Origin of the sequence: Pseudomonas koreensis, assembly GCF_036668835.1 — a bacterium.
In the GTDB taxonomy this organism is placed as follows: Bacteria; Pseudomonadota; Gammaproteobacteria; order Pseudomonadales; family Pseudomonadaceae; genus Aquipseudomonas; species Aquipseudomonas koreensis_I.
In genome coordinates, this window is the sequence record NZ_JAZEVW010000001.1 from 1,030,142 (window position 1) to 1,052,468 (window position 22,327).

A 22,327-nucleotide genomic window follows, 5' to 3' on the forward strand; every position below is an offset into this window, starting at 1 on the left:
ATATGCCTGTTCATTTGGGGAAAATCTCCAGCAATCGTGGCGCTATTCTTTCCAGTGGACGGATTTCCACAGCGGCATCGATGGCCGCGGCGGCTTTGGGCATGCCGTACACCGCACTGCTGTTTTGATCCTGGGCGATGGTCAAATAACCCTGTTGGCGCATGAGCTTAAGCCCTTGCGCGCCGTCGCGCCCCATCCCCGTCAATAAAACCCCGACGGCGTCACCATTCCAGTAATTGGCGACGCTCTCGAAAAACACGTCGATCGAGGGCCGGTAGATCTCGTTGACCGGTTCGGCGGTGTAGGCCAGAGTGCCGTTCTTGAGCAAGCGAATATGGTGATTGGTCCCGGCCAGCAGCACCGCGCCGCTTTGTGGCGGCTCGCCTTCGCGGGCCAGACGCACGTTCAGGCCGCTCGCGCCGGCCAGCCATTCGGCCATGCCGGCGGCGAACACCTGATCGACATGCTGGACCAGCACGATTGCCGCGGAAAAATCCCTGGGCAAGCCTTTGAGCAGAACCTCCAGCGCTGCCGGGCCGCCGGCAGACGAACCAATCGCCACCAGCCGCTGACGTGAAGCCGAACTGCGCTGAGCCGTCGGTGCCGGCCGCGCGCGTGGCGCCTTGTCACCGATCAGCCAGCCGATATTGAGGATCTTGCGCAGCAACGGCGCCGCCGCTTCCTGCGGGTTGCCGCCGCCAACGGCCGGAGTATCGACTACATCCAGCGCGCCGTGGCCCATGGCCTCGAACACCCGGTGCACATTCTGCTGGCGGTCGACGGTGACGATGACGATGGCGCAAGGGGTTTCAGCCATGATCCGGCGCGTGGCTTCGACGCCGTCCATGATCGGCATGATCAGGTCCATCAGGATCAGGTCCGGGGTGTCTTCGGCGCACAGTTGCACCGCCTCGGCGCCGTTGCAGGCAACCCAGACCACCTGATGCGCCGGCTCGAAGGCGAGCGCCCGGCGCAGCGCCTCCACCGCCAGCGGCATGTCGTTGACGATTGCGATCCTCATGCCCGTGCTCCCCCGATGAGCTCGACCACTGCATCGAGCAGGGCGTCGTCATGAAAACTGGCTTTGGCTAGATAATAGTCGGCGCCGGCGTCCAGTCCACGGCGCCGGTCTTCTTCGCGGTCCTTGTACGAGACGACCATCACCGGCAGCGATTGCAAACGGTTGTCGCGGCGCAGCAGGCTGACCAGTTCGATGCCGTCCATGCGCGGCATGTCGATGTCGGTGATCAGTAGATCGAAGTTCTCCGAACGCAAAGCGTTCCAGCCATCCATGCCGTCGACTGCCACCGCGACGTCGTAGCCACGGTTGAGCAGAAGCTTGCGTTGCAACTCGCGCACGGTCAGCGAATCGTCCACCACCAACACCCGCTTGCGCGCCGCTTCCGCCGCTTGGTTACCGTGACGGGCAATACGCTCGAGGCGCCCGGTGTTGAGCAGTTTGTCGACCGAACGCAGCATGTCTTCGACGTCGACGATCAGCACCACCGAACCGTCATCGAGCAAGGCGCCGGCGGAAATGTCCTGAATCTTGCCCAGCCGCTCATCCAGCGGCAACACCACCAGAGTGCGCTCGCCGATAAAGCGCTCGACCGCCACGCCGTAAATCGCATCGCGCTCGCGGATCACCACGACCTTGAGGGTTTCGCCGCTGTTCTGGCTGGCCGGGCGATTGAGCAACTGACTGGCAGCGACCAGCCCGACATGCCGACCTTCGTGCCAGAAATGCTGGCGGCCTTCGACCTGAACGATGTCATCGGGGGCCAGATCGCACATGCGTTCGATGTGCGCCAGCGGGAAGGCATAAGCTTCTTCACCGACGGCCACCACCAGACTGCGCACCACCGACAGCGTCAACGGCACTTCCAGATGAAAGCGGCTGCCCTCGCCCGCCGTCTGTTCCAGCACCACGGCTCCGCGCAACTGGCGGACCATGTGCTGCACCGCATCGAGGCCGACGCCGCGACCGGACACTTCGGTGACCTTGTCGCGCAGACTGAAGCCGGGCAGGAACAGGAAGGTCAGCAGTTCTTCCTCGCTCAGCTGCGCAGCGGTTTCGGCTGGGGATAACTGCCGTTCGACAATGCTGCGGCGGACCTTTTCCAGGTCGACACCGTTGCCGTCGTCACTCAGTTCCAGCACCAGCAAACCCGCCTGATGCGAGGCGCGCAGGCGAATCAGGCCTTCTTCCGGCTTGCCTTGGAGCAGGCGTTGTTCAGGCGTTTCGATGCCGTGATCGACCGCATTGCGCAACAAGTGCGTCAGCGGCGCTTCGAGTTTTTCCAGCACGTCGCGGTCAACCTGGGTTTTCTCGCCCTCGATCTCCAGGCGCACCTGCTTGCCGAGACTGCGCCCCAGATCGCGGACCATGCGCACCTGGCCGCTGAGGACGTCGGCGAACGGGCGCATGCGACAGGCCAGCGCGGTATCGTAGAGCACTTGTGCGCGTTGACTGGCTTGCCAGGCGAATTCATCCAGTTCAGCGTTTTTCTCGCTGAGCAGTTGTTGCGATTCGGCGAGCAAACGACGTGCGTCCTCGAGGGCTTCCAGCGCCTCAAGGCTCAAGGCGTGTTCCTTGAGGTGCACGTTGAGGTTTTCCAGCGCGCGCAGGCCGTTGTTCTGCATGCGTTTGAGGCGCTGCATGGTTGCCAGATGCGGCTTGAGCCGCTGGGTTTCCACCAGCGATTTGCTCGACAGATCGAGCAGGCTGTTCAGGCGTTCGGCGGTCACCCGCAAGACGCGCTCGCCACCTTCTGTGGTGCGTTTGCTTTTGCGCGGTGCCGGCTCGGCAGCTTCGACAGGCGTTTCCACGGAGGGCGCAGCTATTGGCGCTGGCTCAAGCTGCAGCTCGGCCATCGGCGGCGCGGCGACCGGTGTTGATACTGCAGGGGCTGCGGACGGATCGAGCAACCGCGCCATCAACGCTACATAAGCTTCGATATCGGGCGGTTGCGGCGCGTTCGCGGGCGTGGCGATGCGCATGAGCAAATCGGTGCCCTGCAACAACGCGTCGATATGCTCGGGGCGCAGCAGCAGGCGCCCTTCCTGCGCGCTGACCAGGCAATCTTCCATGACATGCGCGACGCTGACGCCGCTGTCGATGCCGACGATCCGCGCCGCGCCTTTGAGTGAATGCGCCGCGCGCATGCACGATTCGAGGTGGTCGGCCTGGGTCGGATTGCGCTCCAGCGCCAGCAGCCCGGCGCTGAGAACCTGAGTCTGGGCTTCAGCTTCAAGGCTGAACAACTCGAGCAGCGAGGCGTCGCGCATTTGCTCGGGGGTCATGTCAGGCTCCGGGTCACGGCGGACAGCAACTGTTCTTCGTCGAGCCAGCGCAGGCTGCGACCGCGATATTGCAGGACACCGCGGGTGTATTTGGCGCTGGCCTGCGCAGCGGATTGCGAGGCGGCAGCGAGGATGCGCTCGTCAATGGCATGAATGCCGTCGACCTCATCCACCGGCACCACCACCGGCCCGCCATGGGCGGCGATGATCAGCATGCGCGGCATGATCCGCGCACCGGTGGCCGGCGCGGCATTGGCATCCAGATCAAGCAATTCGACCAGCGACAGGCACGCCACCAGCGCACCGCGCACGTTGGCCACACCCAGCAGAGCCCGCGAGCGCTGGTGCGGCAGCGAGTGAATGGCCTGCATCGGCGCGACTTCCACCAGACTGCGCGTGGCCAGCCCCAGCCATTCTTCGCCGAGGCGGAACATCAGCAGCGAGCGTGTCTTTACGTCCGTTTCCACGGCGCTGGCCACCGGGTCGCGCTCGTCTTGCTGCAACGCGTAACGGTCGAGCAGACGCGTGGCGGCGGCGGAATACACCGAGCAGTTACGGCAATGAATGTGTTCTGCGAGCAGCGGGCAAGACTTGTCGCCGTGAATGCCGATGCGATTCCAGCAATCGTCGATGGCGCGGGCGTCTTCATGGGTGACGTTGAAAGGATCAGACGCGATCATCGTTTGCGCTCACTGTCGGCGGTGCGGCCGCTGCGGGCGGCACGCTCCTGCAATCGTCGGGCACCCGCCGTGTCGCCCTGGGCCTGCAGCAACGCCGCCAGGTGCATCAACGCTTCGGGGTGTTGCGGTTCGAGGTACAACGCCTTGCGGTAGAAGCCCTGGGCTTCGAGGGTCAGGCCGGCGACATCGCTAAGCAGGCCGAGCCAGTAGAACACCTGCGCTACTGGCTCGTGGCTGCGCAGATATTGTTCGCAAGCGGCGCGCGCTTCGGCACTTTTGCCTTCGTTGGCCAGCGCGGCGATGTGCGCCAGCAAGCTGGCGGCGTCCGGATTCGCGGCTTTTGCTGCGGTTGGCAATAGCGTCACGGCGGCGAACGGGCGACTGCGCGCGACCGGCGCTGGCGGCGGATTGCGCAGCGCTTGGCTGATCGGCACGGCGATCGGTTTCGGTGTCGGCAACGGCTCGGGGTGCGGCTCGCTGTGACGGCTGAACGCGAACGACTGGGGAATGCCGATCGAACGCATGCCCAGACGCCCGAGCAGGCTGCCCTCGGCCGGGCCGATAAACAGCACGCCGTCAAAATGCGTCAGGCGCTTGAGCACTTCGAACACCTGCTTCTGGGTCGGCTGGTCGAAGTAGATCAGCAGGTTGCGGCAAAACACGAAATCGAACGCAGGCTCGCTGGCCAATAACGTTGGATCGAGCACATTGCCGACCTGCAACCGCACTTGCTCACGCACGTTTTCATTGACCCGATGACCGTCCGGCTCGGCGATGAAATGCCGTTCACGGAAATCCAGATCCTGGCCGCGAAACGAGTTCTTGCCATACAACGCACGCCGCGCCTTCTCTACCGAGAGCGGGCTGACGTCCATGCCGTCGACCTTGAACTGATGCGGCTGCAATCCGGCATCGAGCAGGGCCATGGCGATCGAATAGGGTTCCTCGCCGGTGGAGCACGGCAGGCTGAGGATGCGCAGCGCGCGCATATTGTTCAGTTCCTTAAGCCGTGCCCGCGCCAGTTTGCCCAGCGTGGCGAAGGATTCCGGATAACGGAAAAACCACGTCTCCGGCACGATCACCGCTTCGATCAGTGCCTGCTGCTCATCCCGCGAGCCTTGCAGCAATCGCCAGTAATCATCGCTATCAGCCGCCTGCGAAAGCATGCTGCGCTGACGTACGGCACGCTCAATGATCGCCGGGCCGACCGACGTTACATCGAGGCCGATGCGTTCTTTGAGAAAATCGAAAAACCGCTGATCAGCGCTCATGCCTGCGCCTCAAGCTGCGCCGGGTCACGCGGCGTATCGGGAAACAGCAAGGCGCGCACCGACTTGTCGAGCAAGTCATTGACCCGTACCCACTGCACCAGCCCGTGGGCGTCTTCGCGCACCGGGCCGAGGTACGGCGCCTCGCGGTTATCGAGGCCGTAGGGTTGAAAATCTTCAGGATGGCAGCGCAGGGTATCGGTCGCCTGCTCAAGAATCAGCCCGAGCCACTGCGTGGACTCGGCGTCATCCGGGCGATAGTTGACCAGCACCAACCGCGTGCTGGTGCGCGCCTCGGCAGGCTGGCCGAAGGTCAAGGCGCTGAGGTCGATGACCGGCACCACCGCACCGCGATAGGCAAACACCCCGGCGACCCACTGCGGTGCCCGGGCAATCGGCTTCAACGCCACGCGCGGCAACACTTCCGCCACTTCGGTGGCGCGCAGCGCATAACGTTCGCTGCCGATGCGAAACAGCAGAAACAATGCCGGTTTCGTCACTGGCGCAACACCGCGCTTGGCGATGACTTCGTTCATCAGACTTTGAATCGCGAAACGCCGCTGCGCAGCCCGACGGCCACCTGGCTCAGTTCGTCGATAGCGAAACTGGCCTGGCGCAGCGACTCGACGGTCTGGCTGCTGGCGTCGCCCAACTGCACCAGCGCATGGTTGATCTGCTCGGCACCGGTGGCCTGGGCCTGCATGCCTTCATTGACCATCAACACCCGCGGCGCCAGCGCCTGCACTTGATGGATGATCTGTGACAACTGCTCGCCGACCTGCTGCACTTCGGACATGCCGCGACGCACTTCTTCAGAGAATTTGTCCATGCCCATCACCCCGGCCGACACCGCCGACTGGATCTCGCGGACCATCTGTTCGATGTCGTAAGTGGCGACGGCGGTCTGGTCGGCCAGACGCCTTACTTCGGTGGCGACCACGGCAAACCCGCGCCCGTATTCACCCGCCTTCTCCGCTTCGATGGCAGCGTTGAGCGATAGCAGGTTGGTCTGGTCGGCGACCTTGACGATGGTCACCACCACTTGATTGATGTTGCCGGCCTTCTCGTTGAGGATCGCCAGTTTGGCATTGACCAGATCGGCGGCGCCCATCACCGAGTGCATGGTGTCTTCCATGCGCGCCAGGCCTTGCTGGCCGGAGCCGGCGAGCACCGAGGCCTGATCGGCAGCAGTCGACACTTCGGTCATGGTGCGCACCAGATCTCGCGAGGTCGCGGCAATCTCGCGCGAGGTCGCGCCGATCTCGGTGGTGGTCGCGGCGGTTTCGGTGGCGGTGGCTTGCTGTTGCTTGGAGGTGGCCGCGATTTCGGTCACCGAGGTGGTCACCTGCACCGACGAACGCTGCGCCTGGGAAACCAGCGAGGTCAGCTCGGTCATCATGTCGTTGAAGCCGGTTTCGACCGCGCCGAACTCGTCTTTGCGATCAAGGTTCAGGCGCGAACTGAGGTCACCGGTGCGCATGATTTCAAGGATCGCCACGATGCGGTTCATCGGTGCCATGATCGCGCGCATCAGCAACAGACCACACAGGCCCGCAGCCAGCACCGCCACTAGCAAGGAAATGATCATGCTGATTTTGGCCGCGGCCACGGCATCGTCGATGTTGACCATGGCTTCATCCGCGACCCGCTTGTTTTCACTGATGATGTCGTTGACTTTCATGCGGCCGGCATACCAGGCAGGCGTCAGTTTTTCGTGAAACATCTTCACGGCTTCAGCCTCAAGATTGCGCTTGTGCAGATCCAGCACAGCATCCTGAGTCTGGATGTAGGTGTCGTGAAGCTTCTCGAAAGCGGCAAACTCTGTACGGTCTTCTTCGGTCGCCATGGTCTTGCGATAGTTGGCCATCTGCTCTTGCAGGCGAGTTTCGAAGGCCTTGTAGTCGGCGGCGTCTTCGCTGGAAATGCCCTGCCCTTCCTTCAGGCCCAGCAATTCCTGGGTCTGCAAATAACTGTCGACCCACGCGCCGCGAATCATCGAGCTGTAGTAAACACCGGGAATAGCGTCGTCCCGCACGCTCTCCTCACTTGTCTCGATCTTCAGCAGCCGAGAATAAGAGAGCACCACCATCATCAGCATGATGGCGATAATCACCGCAAAGCTCGCCAAAATGCGTTGGCGCAACGTCCAGTTCTTCACAGTGATTCCTCGGTGCCTGATCGAAATGCGGGGAGTATAGCCGAGCGCGCTGTTTCATTTATAAGACGCTTTTTAACCCTCACCTGCCGCGCCCCTGTGGCTGGCTCAAACTCAAGGCCAACCACCAACCCAAGGAGTGAGCCTGCTCGCGATAGCGGTGGGTCAGTCACCAATGTTTTGCCTGAACTGACGCCTTCGCGAGCAAGCTCGCTCCCACAAGTTTTGTGGTGAACTCAGGTTCCAGGGCAAACCATAAATCTAATGTGGGAGCCAGCTTGCTCGCGATAGCGGTACATCAGTCACCGATGTTTTACCTGAACTGACGCCTTCGCGAGCAAGCTCGCTCCCACAGGTTTTGTGGTGAACGCCAGCGCCGGGGCCACACACAAATCCAATGTGGGAGCGAGCTTGCTCGCGATAGCGGTGGGTCAGCCACCAATGTTTTGCCTGAACTGACGCCTTCGCGAGCAAGCTCGCTCCCACAGGTTTTGTGGTGAACTCAGGTTCCAGGGCAAACCATAAATCCAATGTAGGAGTGAGCTTGCTCGCGATAGCGGTGGGTCAGTCACCGATGTTTTACCTGAACTGACGCCTTCGCGAGCAAGCTCGCTCCCACAGGTTTTGTGGTGAACTCAGGTTCCAGGGCAAACCATAAATCCAATGTAGGAGTGAGCCTGCTCGCGAAGCAGACACCGCGGTCCCAAAAAATACCCAACTGCGCAAGAAGTTGCGCAGTTGGTCGTAATATTTCACCGGGTAAATCCTCTGCAGATCACGCGGCGCAAGGCCTGCAGCCAAGTGCGCAAGAAGTTGCGCAGTACTGCGCAACTTCTTGCGCACTTTCTTCTGATTTCCACGCTGAAAACCGCCCCAAGCGCCCCCCAACCACCGCTCCGCTCCCGCCGCCCGGGCATTTCAGCAAACCTGGCACGCTCCTTGATAACAGTCAGGCACCCACCGGGCGATTTCGCCTCCCGGGCACCTTAAATTTATCCGCAAGGAGAGCACCCCATGGCAACACCAGCGTACATGTCGGTTACCGGCGAAAAACAAGGCCTGATCACTGCAGGCGCATTCACCGCTGACTCCGTAGGCAACACCTACCAGGAAGGCCACGAAGACCAGGTCATGGTTCAGGCTTTCACCCACGACGTGATCATCCCGCGTGACCCGCAATCCGGTCAGCCAACCGGTCAGCGCGTGCACAAGCCAGTTGTGATCACCAAGGTCTACGACAAGGCTTCGCCACTGCTGCAAGCAGCACTGACTTCCGGCGAGCGCATGAGCGAAATCGTTATCCAGTGGTACCGCACTTCGGCGCAAGGCACCCAAGAGCACTACTACACCACCAAACTGGAAGACGCGATCATCGTCGCCATCAACAACAAAATGCACAACTGCCAGGATCCAGGCAACGCGCACTTCACCCACCTGGAAGAAGTGCAGTTCACCTACCGCAAAATCACCTGGACCCACGAAGTATCCGGTACTTCGGGTTCCGATGACTGGCGTGCTCCAGTCGTTTAATTACGGCTGACCGTTACACGCATCGGCCAGCTCTGCTGGTCGATGTTGTTTACGCCCCTCCAGAATTTCGCGTACGTTGAGCCGCTTTTTTGCGGTCGTCGACGGGCGCCGCTGTACAGCACGAGGAACAAGGGATGTTCGCGCCGGCCAATGAAACCCACTTTGCCCTGACCATCGAAGGGCTTTCCGCCGATTTTCAGGTATTCACCCTGACCGGCCGGGAAGCCATCAGCCAGCCTTTTGTCTTTGAGGTGGAGCTGGTCAGTGAGCAGCCGTCGCTGGACCTCGAAACCCTGCTGCACAAACCGGCCTTTCTGCAGCTGTCGCCTGACGGCAGCGGCATTCATGGCCAGATCTACCGCGCCGCGCAAGGCGATTCCGGCAAGCGCCTGACCCGTTATTCGGTGACGCTGCGCCCACAACTGGCGTATCTGGCGCACCGCATCAACCAGCGCATCTTCCAGAACCTCAGCGTGCCGAAAATCATCGGCCAAGTGCTGGAAGAGCACGGCATCCAAGGCAACGCCTACGAATTCAAGACCGGCTCGATCTATCCCGAGCGCATCTACTGCGTGCAATACGACGAGTCGGACCTGCATTTCATCCAGCGCCTGTGCGAGGAAGAAGGTATTCACTACCACTTCGAGCATACGGCGACGGCGCACAAGCTGGTGTTCGGCGATGACCAGACGGTGTTCCCGAAACTGGCACCGGTGCCCTACCAGCAAGACTCTGGCATGGTCGCCAGCAACCCGGTGATCAAGCGCTTCGACCTGCGTCTGGAAACCCGCACCAGCCGCACCACCCGCCGCGATTATGATTTCGAAAAACCGCGCCTGACCCTGGAAAGCGAAAACCGTGGCGACGCCCTGCCCGACCTCGAAGACTATGACTACCCGGGTCGTTTCATCGACCGCGAGCGCGGCAAACATCTGGCCAAACGCGCCCTCGAACGCCATCGCAGCGATTTTCAGCTCGCCGAAGGCAAGAGCGATCAGCCACTGCTGGTCAGCGGCCACTTCCTCGCCCTGACCGAACACCCGAAGGCCAAATGGAACGACCTCTGGCTGCTCACCGAAGTCCTGCATGAAGGCAAGCAGCCGCAAGTGCTCGAGGAGTCGGTGACCAGCGACACCACGGCATTGAAAGACGATTTCCACCAGGGCTACCGCAACCGCTTCCAGGCCACGCCATGGGACGTGCCCAACCGCCCGCCGCTACGCCACCCGAAACCGCGCATCCTCGGCAGCCAGAGCGCCGTGGTCACCGGCCCGAAAGGCGAAGAGATCCATTGCGACCAGTACGGCCGGGTCAAAGTGCAATTCCACTGGGACCGCGAAGGCCAGGCCGACGACAAGACCAGTTGCTGGCTGCGCGTCTCCAGCGCCTGGGCCGGCGCCCAGTACGGCGGCATCGCCATCCCGCGCATCGGCATGGAAGTGCTGGTGACCTTCCTTGAAGGCGACCCCGACCAGCCACTGATCAGCGGCTGCCTGTACCACAAGGAAAACACCGTCCCCTATCCACTGCCGGCGAACAAGACCCGCAGTACTTTCAAGACCCTGAGTTCGATGGGCGGTGGCGGCTATAACGAACTGCGCATCGAAGACAAGAAAGGTCAGGAACAGATCTACCTGCACGCCCAGCGCGACTGGGACGAAAACATCGAGCACGACCAGAAAATCCGCGTCGGCAACGAACGCCACGACACCGTCGAGCAAAACAGCTACAGCGAATTCAAAGCCGAAGAACACCACACCGTCTACGCCGACCGCAAAGTCGAAACCCGCGCCAACGACCACCTCACCGTCGGCGTCAACCAGCACATCAAGATCGGCACCGGCCAGTTCATCGACGCCGGCCAGGAAATTCACCTGAGCAGCGGCATGAAAGTGGTGATGGAAGCCGGCGCAGAACTGACTCTTGTCGGCGGCGGCAGCTTCATCAAGATCGACGCCGGCGGCGTGACCCTGAGCGGCCCGGTGATCAACATGAACTCCGGCGGCAGCCCCGGCGTTGGTACGGGCGCCGCGCCGTTGATGCCGGGACTTTTGAAACAGGCAGATGCAGATAAGGCTGGGCAGGTAGTGAAACCTTCGGTCGGTTCGTTCAAGACTCAATCGAAGGCGGGCGTCTTGCTGCCCACTCCATCATGTCATCTGGATGCGAGCGGTCATTGCCCGATCCACCAACCCGGTGCATCGGCATGATTAAGTCCATCGAATCGCCGTTCAAACAGTCCACGACGACAGGCGCGATGTGTCTGATTCTGGACAGAAGCTTTGATGCGGATCTGCTCAGTCACTTGTTCCAGAGTGACGAACAGTACCGCCCCAGCTGCCTTCCACTGTTCACCAATACCCCCTACGCAGACTTGCAACCAGCAGGCCCATACGTCGTCCTGTATCCGGAGAGGCAAACCGTTGCTCCCAACGTCAGCACTTTGCTGGAGCAGTCTGATGCAGGTTGCGTCGCCTGGTTAAGCGACTCCGCTTTGCTGAACCAGGGCGTGGAACACTGGCGCAGCTTGCTGACCGTGCGCACCGATGAAGAACCGCAACAGATGATGCGTTTCTTCGATCCGCGCTGGCTCGAACCATTGCTGCTTGCACTCGACGAGACCGAAAGAGCGCAGTTCATGGGGCCGTTCAGCGCGCTGGCATGGCGTAACGAGATTGGCTGGCGCTTCTACGCAAAACCTCCTCATACCCCGCCGACGGCCAAGCAGCCACCGGCATGGCTATACGTGGGCGAAGAACGTCAGTCATTGATCGAACAGAGCCGGCTCAGAGTCATCGCCACGCGCTTCGCGGACGATTACCGCGAGGTTCTGCCGACGGATGACCGCGTCGAGTTCGTTCATCGCCAGTTACTGGCCGCAAAAGATACGGGCTACGAGCAAATGGCCGATCAGGAGCGCTGGCTTCGCGTAGCGATCCAGCGTGGCGACCGATTCTGGAAGCAGCCGCCCGCCACCGAGCTGCTCGCGCGTGACGACATAGCGCTCGGCGACAAGCTGACTCAACTGGAAAGCCTGTGAATCACAAGGACGATGAGCAATGAGCACCACCTACACCGTTAAGAGCGGCGACACTCTTGGCAGCATTGCCGCCGCCAACAAATGCTCCGTGGCCGATCTACGAGCGCTGAATCCGATCATCACCGACCCCAACCACATCAAGCCTGGATGGGCGCTGCAATTGCCGGCAGCCAAGGTTTTGCCGCCGCCGAAACACGCCGAGAACAAGAGCACCACAGCCGTCAAAGGCGCAGTCGAATGCAAGGATGAACTGGTCGACGTCATCCACATCACCGGCGACGAGCACTTTTACGTGCTGACGGAAAAAGAGTCGAAAGAGCTGCAGAAGCAATCCGACCTCGTCAAAAAACTCATGGACGAGCTGCACCAGAATCTCGCCAAGGCGACCGAAGCCAGGCTGTGCGCCAAGACCAAAGATCCGCAAGCCAGTTGCACCTGCACACGCTGCGTCAAGGATGCCTGGAACGCCAAGGCTGAAGAAGCCGGCCTGCTGCAGCGCTCGCCTCCAGTGGTGGCAAAACCTAAAGCTGTCATCGAGCGCAAAGAAGACCTGCAAGGTCAATTGGCGACCGTACAGAAGGCCCGCGATTGGTACCAGCGTTACACGCCCCAGCCGGCTTTTGAAGGCAGCTATCTGGAAACCAACTGGGAAGGCTTGCGCGCCAAAAAAGTCGCTGAACTGAACGCAGAAATTCAATCGCTGCGCACCCGCATCGCCGCGCAAGGCAAAGCCGAAGCTGGCGACAGCTCCACGAGTGCCAACGGTGCGGCACCGGATCTCAAGCACGGCAAAGGCAAAGGCACCGAGACGCAAAAAGGCAAGCAGGTCAAAACCGGCATCACCGTCGTCGAGTACATCTCCTTCAGCGATCCGACCCGACGCCACTACATTCCAGTGCGCACCCGAGAAGAATTCACTTGGCGGGTCAAAGTGCCAACCACGGTGATGCGTGGCAAACCGCTGGATAAAAATCTGGCCAAGGACTTGATCAAGGACATTCGCACCGCCGTCAGCGATGGCCGCAAGACCAGCCCGCTGGGCAGCCTCGAGGCCAAGTTCACTTCATGGACAAGCAAGGACGACAACCTGCTCAACGCCTTGCACAAAGAATGCTCTTGGACGTCCAACGAGGCCGACTCGGCCAAATACGCCGTATCCGCCGAAGCCCACGCCTTCCGCTTCGCCGCCACGGCCAGCGCCGGGATCAACAGCTGGGAACCCGGCAAGGGCAACGTCGAAGTCGGCGTCAAAGCCAGCGCCGCCATCTCGCTGGCTGAAGGCTCGATTGCGCTTAAGAGTTACTTTCCCGATCAGGGCGGTTACGTCGTGCGCATGCCGTACCGCAACGCCGAAGGCAAGGAAGTTGTCAGCGACATCGGCATCTTCCGCCTCGACGGCAAGGTCGAGCTATCGTGTTTCGCTGGCGCCACGGCCCAAGGCCAGGCCGGCGTCAAGGCCCAATACAAACCCAAGGAAGTCGAAGCCTCCGGAGCAACAGCACTGCTAAGCCCGCCCGACATGGCTGTCGACAAAAAACGCGGTGGCAGCCTGGGACTGAAAGGCAACGCCTTCGCCGGCGTGCAGGGCGGCGGCACCGTCACCGGCACGTTGAAGTGGCTTGATTCGACCAAACAAGGGGTCGGCAAGATCGTCGCAGGACAGGCGAATGACAGCGGCAGCACAGACTGGTCGAGCCTGGTGGAGATCAAGGCTGAAGGGAACGCGGCGTTGGGTATTGGGGCTAGCTTTGATTTTGGGATTGAGATCACCAATAACCGTTTAGCAATAAATTGCAAAGCGAGTCTGGTTTTCGGACCTGGCGCAGGAGGTGGTTTCGGTACAGCAGTCGACCTCGAGAAGATCGGTGACCTGATCTACGTCTTCTGCAATGCTCTATCAAAGGCAGATTTTCATTACCAGCTAGCAGTAACTAAAGAAGCTTTTCAATACATGGCGGCAGGCCTGTTTAAAATCGCAACGAACCCAGGACAGTCTGTGAGTGAGGCATTTGAAGGTGGATTCATCAAGATGTCGTTGTGGTGGAAAAGGCGCGAAGCCACAAAACAAGAGGCCCAACGCCTTGCCAAATATTTACTGACCAATCAATCGATTAACATCAACAAAAAAATAATACCCTTGCAGATGCTACCACCCGAAACAATTGGCCCCATGCTTCACTTATTAACTGAAAGTTTTGTAGAGTCATGGGCTGAGGATCAAGAAAAAGCAATCGTCCTTCTTCTTTCGCATTTGCGCAGCTGGAAGCATTTCACTGAAGTATTGGAACACTGCTCTAAGGATGGCAGCAAAGTTAACGCCATGGAGAGCCTGAACCGCTTAAACTCTTTACTAGATGGCGCAGAGCAACAACAATTTAACCGTTTCATCGGAACATTGGCGGTTAATATTGATTCAGCGACGCAAGCTTATGGAACAATTGCATGGATGCCCGGTTTAGCTTGGCGCAAAGAGCGAACTCTTATGGCAGCTAGGCGTAGTAACCATTTCGACGGTCTGGCTTGAACAAAGACGCCTATAGCGCCTTTGTCCTTTATTATCATCTAAGCGGTTCGCCCGTTTGGACTGCACAACGAAATCCAGTTCCAGGATAGTAGGCGTCCTGGTCTGGATTATCGGGCCAGCGCCGTACAATCGGTGCAGCTGATAAAGGCGCCTCAGGATAATTGGAACCCCGTCTTACTTTTTGTGTTCCGGTATTTGGCCCTTGCGGATCATCAACGGGAGATTTTTTATAATAATCTCTGTCATACCAATCATTTACCCAGTCCGTCGCATTTCCGGACAAGTTAAAAATACCCAGAGGGGTTGGTGGAAATCGATCTACCGCAAATGTCCCACCTTCCCCTTCTAAGGGAAAGTTTTTACCAAAATTCAGACTTCCGTTGCTCGTCGGAAAAAGTATATGCAATCCGCGATTGCGTGCGGAGAACTCCCACTGGGCTTCAGTCGGAAGATCTACTGGGTAACCACTCAAATCGCCCACCCACTTACAAAAATCCTTCGCTTCTTGCCAGTGCTTCGTCGGTGCTGGCAGGTTGGGAGTGTACATGCTCTTTAAATCCGCTCTCTCGCGATATTCGGCGTCGAACAGTTCCCTGCCTTGCGTAGAAAAAAATACATCAAATTCGCCAATAGTCGTTTGATACTTAGAAATATAATACGAACTCAATTTAACCGGATGCACAAAGTCATCATTACCGTCACGGCTGATATTACAAAGCTGCTCCGGATCCTGCTCGCAAGGCCAAGTACAAACATCTTTTTCGTCGTATTCACAAATCCAGCCAAAGTCGCCCATATCAAACTGGCCACCTTCGACAAAGACCATGTTGTCAATCGACTGAACCACGGTATTGAGAATCTTGTCACGAAGCTCAGTCGAGATATCAGGATATTTCGAATTCACGGTCGCTGCGATGGAGGCAATTTTTTCGGGCGACAAGGTTTTGCTAGCCGGCAGCGAACCCGATTCAGCCTCACAGCCGACCAAGAGCATCAAAGCAGGAAGGGCAATCACAAACTGACGTAACACGGGCAATATCCTTATAAAGGTTCGTCAAAGCCTCAAACATACCATCGCGAGACAAGACTACAAAATTACGAATCCGTCATACCTACATCCGACGACAGCTGCCAGTGACCTTTTAGTCAGCGGCCACTTCCTCGCCCTGACCGAACACCCGAAGGCCAAGTGGAATGACCTCTGGCTGCTCACCGAAGTCCTGCATGAAGGCAAGCAGCCGCAAGTGCTCGAGGAGTCGGTGACCAGCGACACCACGGCATTGAAAGACGATTTCCACCAGGGCTACCGCAACCGCTTCCAGGCCACGCCATGGGACGTGCCCAACCGCCCGCCGCTACGCCACCCGAAACCGCGCATCCTCGGCAGCCAGAGCGCCGTGGTCACCGGCCCGAAAGGCGAAGAGATCCATTGCGACCAGTACGGCCGGGTCAAAGTGCAATTCCACTGGGACCGCGAAGGCCAGGCCGACGACAAGACCAGTTGCTGGCTGCGCGTCTCCAGCGCCTGGGCCGGCGCCCAGTACGGCGGCATCGCCATCCCGCGCATCGGCATGGAAGTGCTGGTGACCTTCCTTGAAGGCGACCCCGACCAGCCACTGATCAGCGGCTGCCTGTACCACAAGGAAAACACCGTCCCCTATCCACTGCCGGCGAACAAGACCCGCAGTACTTTCAAGACCCTGAGTTCGATGGGCGGTGGCGGCTATAACGAACTGCGCATCGAAGACAAGAAAGGTCAGGAACAGATCTACCTGCACGCCCAGCGCGACTGGGACGAAAACATCGAGCACGACCAGAAAATCCGCGTCGGCAACGAACGCCACGACACCGTCGAGCAAAACAGCTACAGCGAATTCAAAGCCGAAGAACACCACACCGTCTACGCCGACCGCAAAGTCGAAACCCGCGCCAACGACCACCTCACCGTCGGCGTCAACCAGCACATCAAGATCGGCACCGGCCAGTTCATCGACGCCGGCCAGGAAATTCACCTGAGCAGCGGCATGAAAGTGGTGATGGAAGCCGGCGCAGAACTGACTCTTGTCGGCGGCGGCAGCTTCATCAAGATCGACGCCGGCGGCGTGACCCTGAGCGGCCCGGTGATCAACATGAACTCCGGCGGCAGCCCCGGCGTTGGTACGGGCGCCGCGCCGTTGATGCCGGGCGTGCTGAAACAGGCGGATGCCGACAAGGCTGGCCAGGTCCTGACTCCGGCGCAAATCAATACCTTAAAACGCAACGCGCCGTTCTGCGAAGAATGCGAGAAATGCAAGGCAGGTGCCTGTGCCATCTGATCGAATCACCCCCAAGGACTGGCTGGTGCAACAGCCGTTGCAGAATGGCGAGCGTTTGTATCTGGTGATCAGTGCGGCGAGCGATACCGACGCCCTGAAAACCCTGTACCTGACCGAACCCACTGCCCAGCTCCTGCCGATCTGGGGCGGCACGCCCTACTCCACCTGGCAACCGGTGATGCCCTACGTCACCGAACTCAAAGCCAACTCCGCCTTCCTGCCCTGGATCGCCGAAACCGACGCGGTGGACTGGGGCTGGCTGGCGGTGTCGCGTTCAGAGCCGAACGAAGTGTTCGAACATCTGCGCAGCCTGACGCAGGTGAAGATGCCGGACGGGACCGAGGTGTTTTTCCGCTTTTGGGATGGCCGGCATATCTACCCGATTCTGCATGGCCTGGGGGAAAAGGCCGGGGAGGTGCTGCCGGTGTTTGAGCGGTATCTGATTAATGGTCAGGCGCTGGAAGTGGGGTCTAGGGTGGTGCCGAAGGTGCGGGACTGGCCGTGGTGGGAGGTGCCGAAGGCTTTGCTGGATGGCTTAATGGAAAAAAATCCATCGACCGTTATCGGCAACATGCTCCAGTGGTTGCAGGAAGAACACGCCGATCTGTATTTCTCCTTCCCCGAATCGAACCTGAAACAAAAAGTGGCGCGCTTTGTTAAGCGCACGCCGCTCACGGAAGAAAACTTTAGCGGGCTCTTGAAAGCCTATCTGGAAAAAGAGGTAGTGGTATGAGCATTTTGATGGGTGGGATCGTTGGCGGCCTCACAGCAAAACAACCTGATGCTCAGGCCATCATCAACGACTTCAAGAAATGCCTGAGGGATTATCGCGAGCATGCGGAAGCCTGGTACGGCGGCATTCTGGATGCGGAGCAGCAATTCAAAGTCGGCGACGAAGTCGGCACGGCGGACAAGGACAGCAAAAAGGAAAATACCCTTTATGCCAATTGCCCGGCGAACGGCAAACTCGTCCTGGTTCATAGCTTCGAGTCCGCGCGCTTCGTGCCGATCGGCAATACGCCAGTTCAACTGACGCCTGTCGTCAATGGCCGCTTCATCGGCAAAAACGACGTCGGCCCGACCATCAACAAAACGATTGATGCATCAGGGATTCTTGAAGTCTCCGGGCTCACGCCCAATCAGCAATACAAAATTACTTTCTTCCCCAATCCCACGCCGGCGCAGATCAATAGCCTGTTCAACTCGTATCAAGGTGTGATCGGCGAGCTGGGCGGCTGGCTACAAACCGAATGGAGCACCAGCTTCCTGCCGCTCTGGCAGACGCATACCGATGCATCCCTCGGTGGTCGCGCGTTGCAGGAACTCGAAGCGGCCTGGGAAGGCTTCATGAAAGCGATCATGGGCTTATGGGGCGATATCAAAAGTCTCTACGACCTCATTGCCCATCCTCGCGAAAACTACGAGAAGCTGAAAAACTTTTTTACGGAAGAACAGATCAAGAAGATCTACGACGCCTCTGCCGACGCGATTCACACTGCTCTGTTGATCGCTAGCGATGAACCGCTCATGTGGATATATGTCGCTGCGATCGTGGCCTGGGTGAAGATGCTGCCGCCGCAGACCTGTACCGAAGTGCTGGCGCAAATGTCGACAGAGTTCCTGCTCAACATTCTGATCGGCGTTGTATTGACCGGTGGTCTTGGCTTGGCCGTACGAGTGGGTACAAAAGCCGTCAAAGGGGTGCAAAGCAGCGGCAAAGTCATAAAGCTGATTGAAGACTTCACCGGAATGCTGATGAAAGTCAGCAAGTCCAAGGCGACGCCGCACACCGAAGCATCAAAACCGTTGTTGCTCAATGGTGATTCGAAATTCAATCCGGCACGCAAGGCGGATGTTCAGATTGCACCTCCCAAACCTGCCGAAACGGCCACTGCTCCAAAAAGCAAGCCGCCGATCACTGGCGGAAAAGTGGAATCCGATGCGCAGATTCAGGCACGGAAAAAAGAGGAGCCAGCCTCGCGGATCGAGCAGGTAGAGGCCGTCGACAACGTCCCTGAACAGCCGAAGAACCCAGCGAAAAAACCTGCACAATGCGTCGACGACACATGCTCAGACGGCGAACCAGTATCGATGGTGACCGGTGAAGAGCTACTGACGCTCACTGATGGGGAGCTGGGTGGCCTGCTGCCTTTTGAGTGGACACGCCTATACCGAAGCAGTGCAGTCGAAATTGATAGCCGCCTCGGCTATGGCTGGAGTCATTCACTGTCTCATCGCTTGCAGATCGACGATGAGGGTGTGCTGTGGACGGACAACGAGAACCGGCAAACCCGTTTCCCGATGCCCACGGAACAGCGCCCGGCCATCACCAACAGTCTGGCTCAGGCAGCGATTTATCTAGGCAATGAACCCGGCGAGCTCATTTTGACCCAAGCCGGGGCAAAAACACGCTTCTACCATTTCCGTGCCGGTCGACTGACTGCGATCAGCGATGCTTACGAAAATCGTCTGCACATCAGTTATGACTTCGTTGGTCGTATCCAACGCATAGATAACGGCGCAGGGCGTGCCCTTTTGCTGCGTTACGAAGACAGACACATCATTGCTGTTGATCAACAGCAACAACGGCCCGAATACAATGAACGCGGCGAACGCCAAGATCCATGGTTGACGATTCAGACCCTCGTCACCTACCGATACAACGCACTCAATCAACTGGTTTCTTCCACCAACGCGATCGGCGAGACCGAGCATTACCGCTACAACAATCAGCATGTCATTCTCGAGCGGCAAATGGCCGGAGGGGCCAGCTTTTTCTGGGAGTGGGAGCGTGAGGGCAAGCTGTCCCGGTGCGTGCGCCATTGGGCCAATTACGCGCAGATGGAAGCGCGTTACGAGTGGGACGATAAAGGCTCGGTCATTGTCCATAACGCTGACGGCAGCGAACTGGTCTATGTGCATGACGAAAATGCACGCTTGGTCAGCGAGACCGCGCCTGACGGTGGCGAGACGCAGAACGCTTATGACGATCAAGGTCGACTGATCGCCGTTAAAGATCCCATGGGAGCGATCACCGAGTATCAGTACAGCGATGCCGGGCGCTTGATTGCGGTGATTCCCCCGGAAGGTGTTCCGACGCGTTATAACTACTTCAACGGCCAACTTATTGATGTCCAGCGCGGCAAGGCGCGCTGGAAATACGAGCGCAACCGACAGGGCGACATCACCCAACAAACCGATCCTGACGGCAACGAGACCTTCTACCGCTATGATCGCCAAGGGCGCTTGCTGGAAATCCGCCACCCCGACGGTAGTCGTCATCAATTGGGCTGGAATAACCTCGGCCAGTTGTTGGAAGAGCGTCTGCCGGACGGCGGTCAACGCAAGTACCGCTACGATGCGCTCGGCCGGCAAATAACCCGCCAGGATGAATTCGGTGCGATCACTCATTACCAGTGGGATGCCGTCGACCGCCTGACCCAGGTCACCCTGCCCGGCGGTGCCACACGCGCGTTTACCTACAATCCGTATGGCCGCGTCACCGCCGAACGCGACGAACTCGGCCGTATCACCCGTTACGAATACGCCGAGAATCTGCATCTCGTCAGCCGCCGGATCAATCCGGATGGCAGCCAACTGCGCTATCGCTACGACAATTCGCAACTCAACCTCACGGAGATTGAAAACGAGCGCGGCGAACGCTATCAACTCGATTACTACCCGAACGGCCTGATTCAACAGGAAACCGGCTTCGATGGCCGCCTTACGGCTTACGAGTACGACCTGAACGGCCAACTGCTGAAGAAAACCGAGTTCGGCGATGACGGTAGCGAACTGGTCACCGAATACCAGCGCGACGCCGCGGGTCGTCTAGTGGTCAAGACCTTGCCCGACGGCGAGCAGATTCATTACAGCTACGACGCTTTGGGTCGCCTGGTAAACGTCGAGGACGGCCATTGGCCGCTCGCCTACGAATACGACGTGCAGGATCGTTTGATCACCGAACATCAGGGCTGGGGTACTACGCGTTATGAGTACGACAGCGTTGGGCAACTAAGCCACTGCCGTTTCCCCGATGGCAGCACGCTCGATTACCGCCACCTGTCTGGTGGTCGCCTGAGCAGCATTGACCTCAACGGCTCTCGCCTGACCAGCCATCAGTTCAGCGCCGGTCGCGAACAACAACGTCAGCAAGGTCTGTTGCTCAGCCAATACCAATACGATGAGCAGGGACGCCTGCAAGCGCACAGCGTTAGCCAACGGGACAAGCACCTGTTCCAGCGTCGCTACAACTACGACGCCAACGGCAACCTCGCCGGCATCGATGACAGCCGCAAAGGCAACCGTAGCTATCAATACGACCCGCTGGATCGCCTGATCAGCGTGCGCGGCGCCATGCCAGAGAGCTTCGCCCATGATCCCGCAGGTAACCTGCTAGGACAAAATGACCTGCCCGTCGCCAACCTCGCCAACGTCAAAGGCAATCGCCTGCTGATGCAAGGCGATCGCCACTACGACTACGACGCGTACGGCAACCTGATTCGCGAACGTCGCGGAACCGGCCAAAAGCTCGTCACCGAATACCGCTACGACTGCCAGCACCGCCTGATAGGCGTCAGCCTGCCGGGTGGCAGCACCGCAAGCTACAAATACGACGCTTTTGGCCGCCGCATCGAGAAAACCGTCGACGGCCACACCACTGAATTTCTCTGGCAAGGCGAGCGATTGATCGCCGAAAGCGCAGAAAATCGCTATCGCAGCTACATCTACGAGCCGGGCAGCTTCCGCCCGTTGGCGATGCTCGACGGCGAAGGCCCGCTAAAAGCGGCCCCGTACTACTACCAACTCGACCACCTCGGCACGCCGCAGGAACTGACCGATTACAGCGGCGAAATCATGTGGTCGGCGAAGTACCGCGCCTACGGCAACCTCGCGGCACTGGACATCAGCGAAATCGATAACCCGCTGCGCTTCCAGGGTCAGTATTTCGACGCCGAGACAGGGCTACATTACAACCGCCACCGCTACTACAATCCGGGGACTGGACGGTTCTTGACGCCGGATCCGATCAAGCTTGCGGGTGGGTTGAATAGCTACCAGTACGTGCCTAACCCTACGGGGTGGGTGGATCCGTTGGGGTTGAGCGGGTGTCCAGGACAAACAAAATTTACGAGAAATGACAAATTTTACGGTTCGCGCAGAGCTGCATTTCAAGATGCAAAACGTGATGCGAGAATACCTATGTCAGCTGAGCCAATGGAAGTCAACCATGTTGCACTTACAAAAATTGGTGAACATGGAGTAGGAAAGCAAAATGTTCTCGATAGAGATGGCAACATGGTTTACACAAGAGAATATCACTACAAAAATATTGATAATGAGCGCGTGGTAATTCAAGAGCACTCGTATGGGCATGAAGACTTCCCAAGCGACCATGCTTCGCATAAACCGCATTTCAATGTAAGAGAGTACGACCCCGAAACCGGCAATGCAGACCGCACCAGAACCTTCCACTTAAAAAGCATCTCCAACCATTATGTTTTCGAGTAAC

The 22,327-nt window shown here is 58.9% G+C and carries 13 protein-coding genes and 1 pseudogene; 7 read left to right on the top strand and 7 right to left on the bottom strand.

Annotated features, from left to right (window positions below):
- Positions 1-10: 10 nt before the first annotated feature.
- From V6F91_RS04695 to V6F91_RS04720, 6 genes are read right to left on the bottom strand one after another with little or no spacing between them, the layout of a single operon-like run.
- The gene (locus V6F91_RS04695) at positions 11-1,021 is read right to left on the bottom strand and encodes a chemotaxis response regulator protein-glutamate methylesterase (protein WP_332762711.1); all 1,011 of its coding nucleotides are present in this window, start codon (positions 1,019-1,021) and stop codon (positions 11-13) included.
- On the bottom strand, positions 1,018-3,303 hold the full coding sequence (locus V6F91_RS04700) for a hybrid sensor histidine kinase/response regulator (protein ID WP_332762712.1): 2,286 nt from the start codon (positions 3,301-3,303) through the stop codon (positions 1,018-1,020). Before V6F91_RS04700 ends, V6F91_RS04695 begins: the two co-directional genes overlap by 4 nt.
- Positions 3,300-3,983 carry a chemotaxis protein CheW gene (locus tag V6F91_RS04705; RefSeq protein WP_332762714.1) on the bottom strand — a complete coding sequence of 228 codons (684 nt, stop codon included), beginning with the start codon at positions 3,981-3,983 and terminating at the stop codon, positions 3,300-3,302. The genes V6F91_RS04700 and V6F91_RS04705 overlap by 4 nt, the downstream gene beginning before the upstream one ends.
- A complete protein-coding gene (locus tag V6F91_RS04710; RefSeq protein ID WP_332762716.1) occupies positions 3,980-5,254 on the bottom strand; it encodes a CheR family methyltransferase in 1,275 nt (424 codons plus the stop codon). The genes V6F91_RS04705 and V6F91_RS04710 overlap by 4 nt, the downstream gene beginning before the upstream one ends.
- On the bottom strand, positions 5,251-5,787 hold the full coding sequence (locus V6F91_RS04715) for a chemotaxis protein CheW (protein WP_332762717.1): 537 nt from the start codon (positions 5,785-5,787) through the stop codon (positions 5,251-5,253). The genes V6F91_RS04710 and V6F91_RS04715 overlap by 4 nt, the downstream gene beginning before the upstream one ends.
- Positions 5,787-7,409 (bottom strand): methyl-accepting chemotaxis protein, encoded by a 1,623-nt coding sequence (locus tag V6F91_RS04720; protein ID WP_332762718.1) that lies wholly within the window; start codon positions 7,407-7,409, stop codon positions 5,787-5,789. Before V6F91_RS04720 ends, V6F91_RS04715 begins: the two co-directional genes overlap by 1 nt.
- Before the next feature lie 1,011 nt (positions 7,410-8,420).
- Here V6F91_RS04720 and V6F91_RS04725 point away from each other — a divergent pair.
- From V6F91_RS04725 to V6F91_RS04740, 4 genes are all read left to right on the top strand, one after another.
- Entirely contained in the window at positions 8,421-8,936 is a 516-nt protein-coding gene (locus V6F91_RS04725; protein ID WP_007949952.1) for an Hcp family type VI secretion system effector, read from the top strand.
- Between the two features lie 134 nt (positions 8,937-9,070).
- Entirely contained in the window at positions 9,071-11,146 is a 2,076-nt protein-coding gene (gene tssI, locus V6F91_RS04730; protein WP_332762724.1) for a type VI secretion system tip protein TssI/VgrG, read from the top strand.
- A complete protein-coding gene (locus V6F91_RS04735) occupies positions 11,143-11,976 on the top strand; it encodes a DUF4123 domain-containing protein (RefSeq protein WP_332762726.1) in 834 nt (277 codons plus the stop codon). Before tssI (V6F91_RS04730) ends, V6F91_RS04735 begins: the two co-directional genes overlap by 4 nt.
- Before the next feature lie 19 nt (positions 11,977-11,995).
- Entirely contained in the window at positions 11,996-14,500 is a 2,505-nt protein-coding gene (locus V6F91_RS04740; protein WP_332762727.1) for a LysM domain-containing protein, read from the top strand.
- Between the two features lie 34 nt (positions 14,501-14,534).
- Here the strand turns inward: V6F91_RS04740 and V6F91_RS04745 are convergent, their stop codons facing one another.
- Entirely contained in the window at positions 14,535-15,530 is a 996-nt protein-coding gene (locus V6F91_RS04745; RefSeq protein ID WP_332762728.1) for a formylglycine-generating enzyme family protein, read from the bottom strand.
- A 109-nt stretch (positions 15,531-15,639) separates the two neighbouring features.
- Between V6F91_RS04745 and tssI (V6F91_RS04750) the strand changes: the two are divergent.
- The 3 genes and pseudogenes from tssI (V6F91_RS04750) to V6F91_RS04760 form a co-directional block, all read left to right on the top strand.
- A pseudogene (gene tssI / locus V6F91_RS04750) lies at positions 15,640-16,815 on the top strand (type VI secretion system tip protein TssI/VgrG); the annotation flags it as partial.
- Complete coding sequence (locus V6F91_RS04755) at positions 16,805-17,548, top strand: DUF4123 domain-containing protein (RefSeq protein WP_332762730.1); 744 nt, start codon at positions 16,805-16,807, stop codon at positions 17,546-17,548. The pseudogene tssI (V6F91_RS04750) and the gene V6F91_RS04755, both read left to right, overlap by 11 nt.
- The gene (locus V6F91_RS04760; protein ID WP_332762732.1) at positions 17,545-22,326 is read left to right on the top strand and encodes an RHS repeat-associated core domain-containing protein; all 4,782 of its coding nucleotides are present in this window, start codon (positions 17,545-17,547) and stop codon (positions 22,324-22,326) included. Before V6F91_RS04755 ends, V6F91_RS04760 begins: the two co-directional genes overlap by 4 nt.
- The last annotated feature ends 1 nt before the right edge of the window (position 22,327 follow it).

Bases quoted from the DNA above. Each gene is read 5' to 3' on its own strand.
- tssI (WP_332762724.1), top strand. From the start codon at position 9,071: ATGTTCGCGCCGGCCAATGAAACCCACTTTGCCCTGACCATCGAAGGG.
- V6F91_RS04710 (WP_332762716.1), bottom strand. From the start codon at position 5,254: ATGAGCGCTGATCAGCGGTTTTTCGATTTTCTCAAAGAACGCATCGGC.
- V6F91_RS04735 (WP_332762726.1), top strand. From the start codon at position 11,143: ATGATTAAGTCCATCGAATCGCCGTTCAAACAGTCCACGACGACAGGC.
- V6F91_RS04715 (WP_332762717.1), bottom strand. From the start codon at position 5,787: ATGAACGAAGTCATCGCCAAGCGCGGTGTTGCGCCAGTGACGAAACCG.
- V6F91_RS04700 (WP_332762712.1), bottom strand. From the start codon at position 3,303: ATGACCCCCGAGCAAATGCGCGACGCCTCGCTGCTCGAGTTGTTCAGC.
- V6F91_RS04740 (WP_332762727.1), top strand. From the start codon at position 11,996: ATGAGCACCACCTACACCGTTAAGAGCGGCGACACTCTTGGCAGCATT.
- V6F91_RS04705 (WP_332762714.1), bottom strand. From the start codon at position 3,983: ATGATCGCGTCTGATCCTTTCAACGTCACCCATGAAGACGCCCGCGCC.
- V6F91_RS04695 (WP_332762711.1), bottom strand. From the start codon at position 1,021: ATGAGGATCGCAATCGTCAACGACATGCCGCTGGCGGTGGAGGCGCTG.
- V6F91_RS04725 (WP_007949952.1), top strand. From the start codon at position 8,421: ATGGCAACACCAGCGTACATGTCGGTTACCGGCGAAAAACAAGGCCTG.
- V6F91_RS04760 (WP_332762732.1), top strand. From the start codon at position 17,545: ATGAGCATTTTGATGGGTGGGATCGTTGGCGGCCTCACAGCAAAACAA.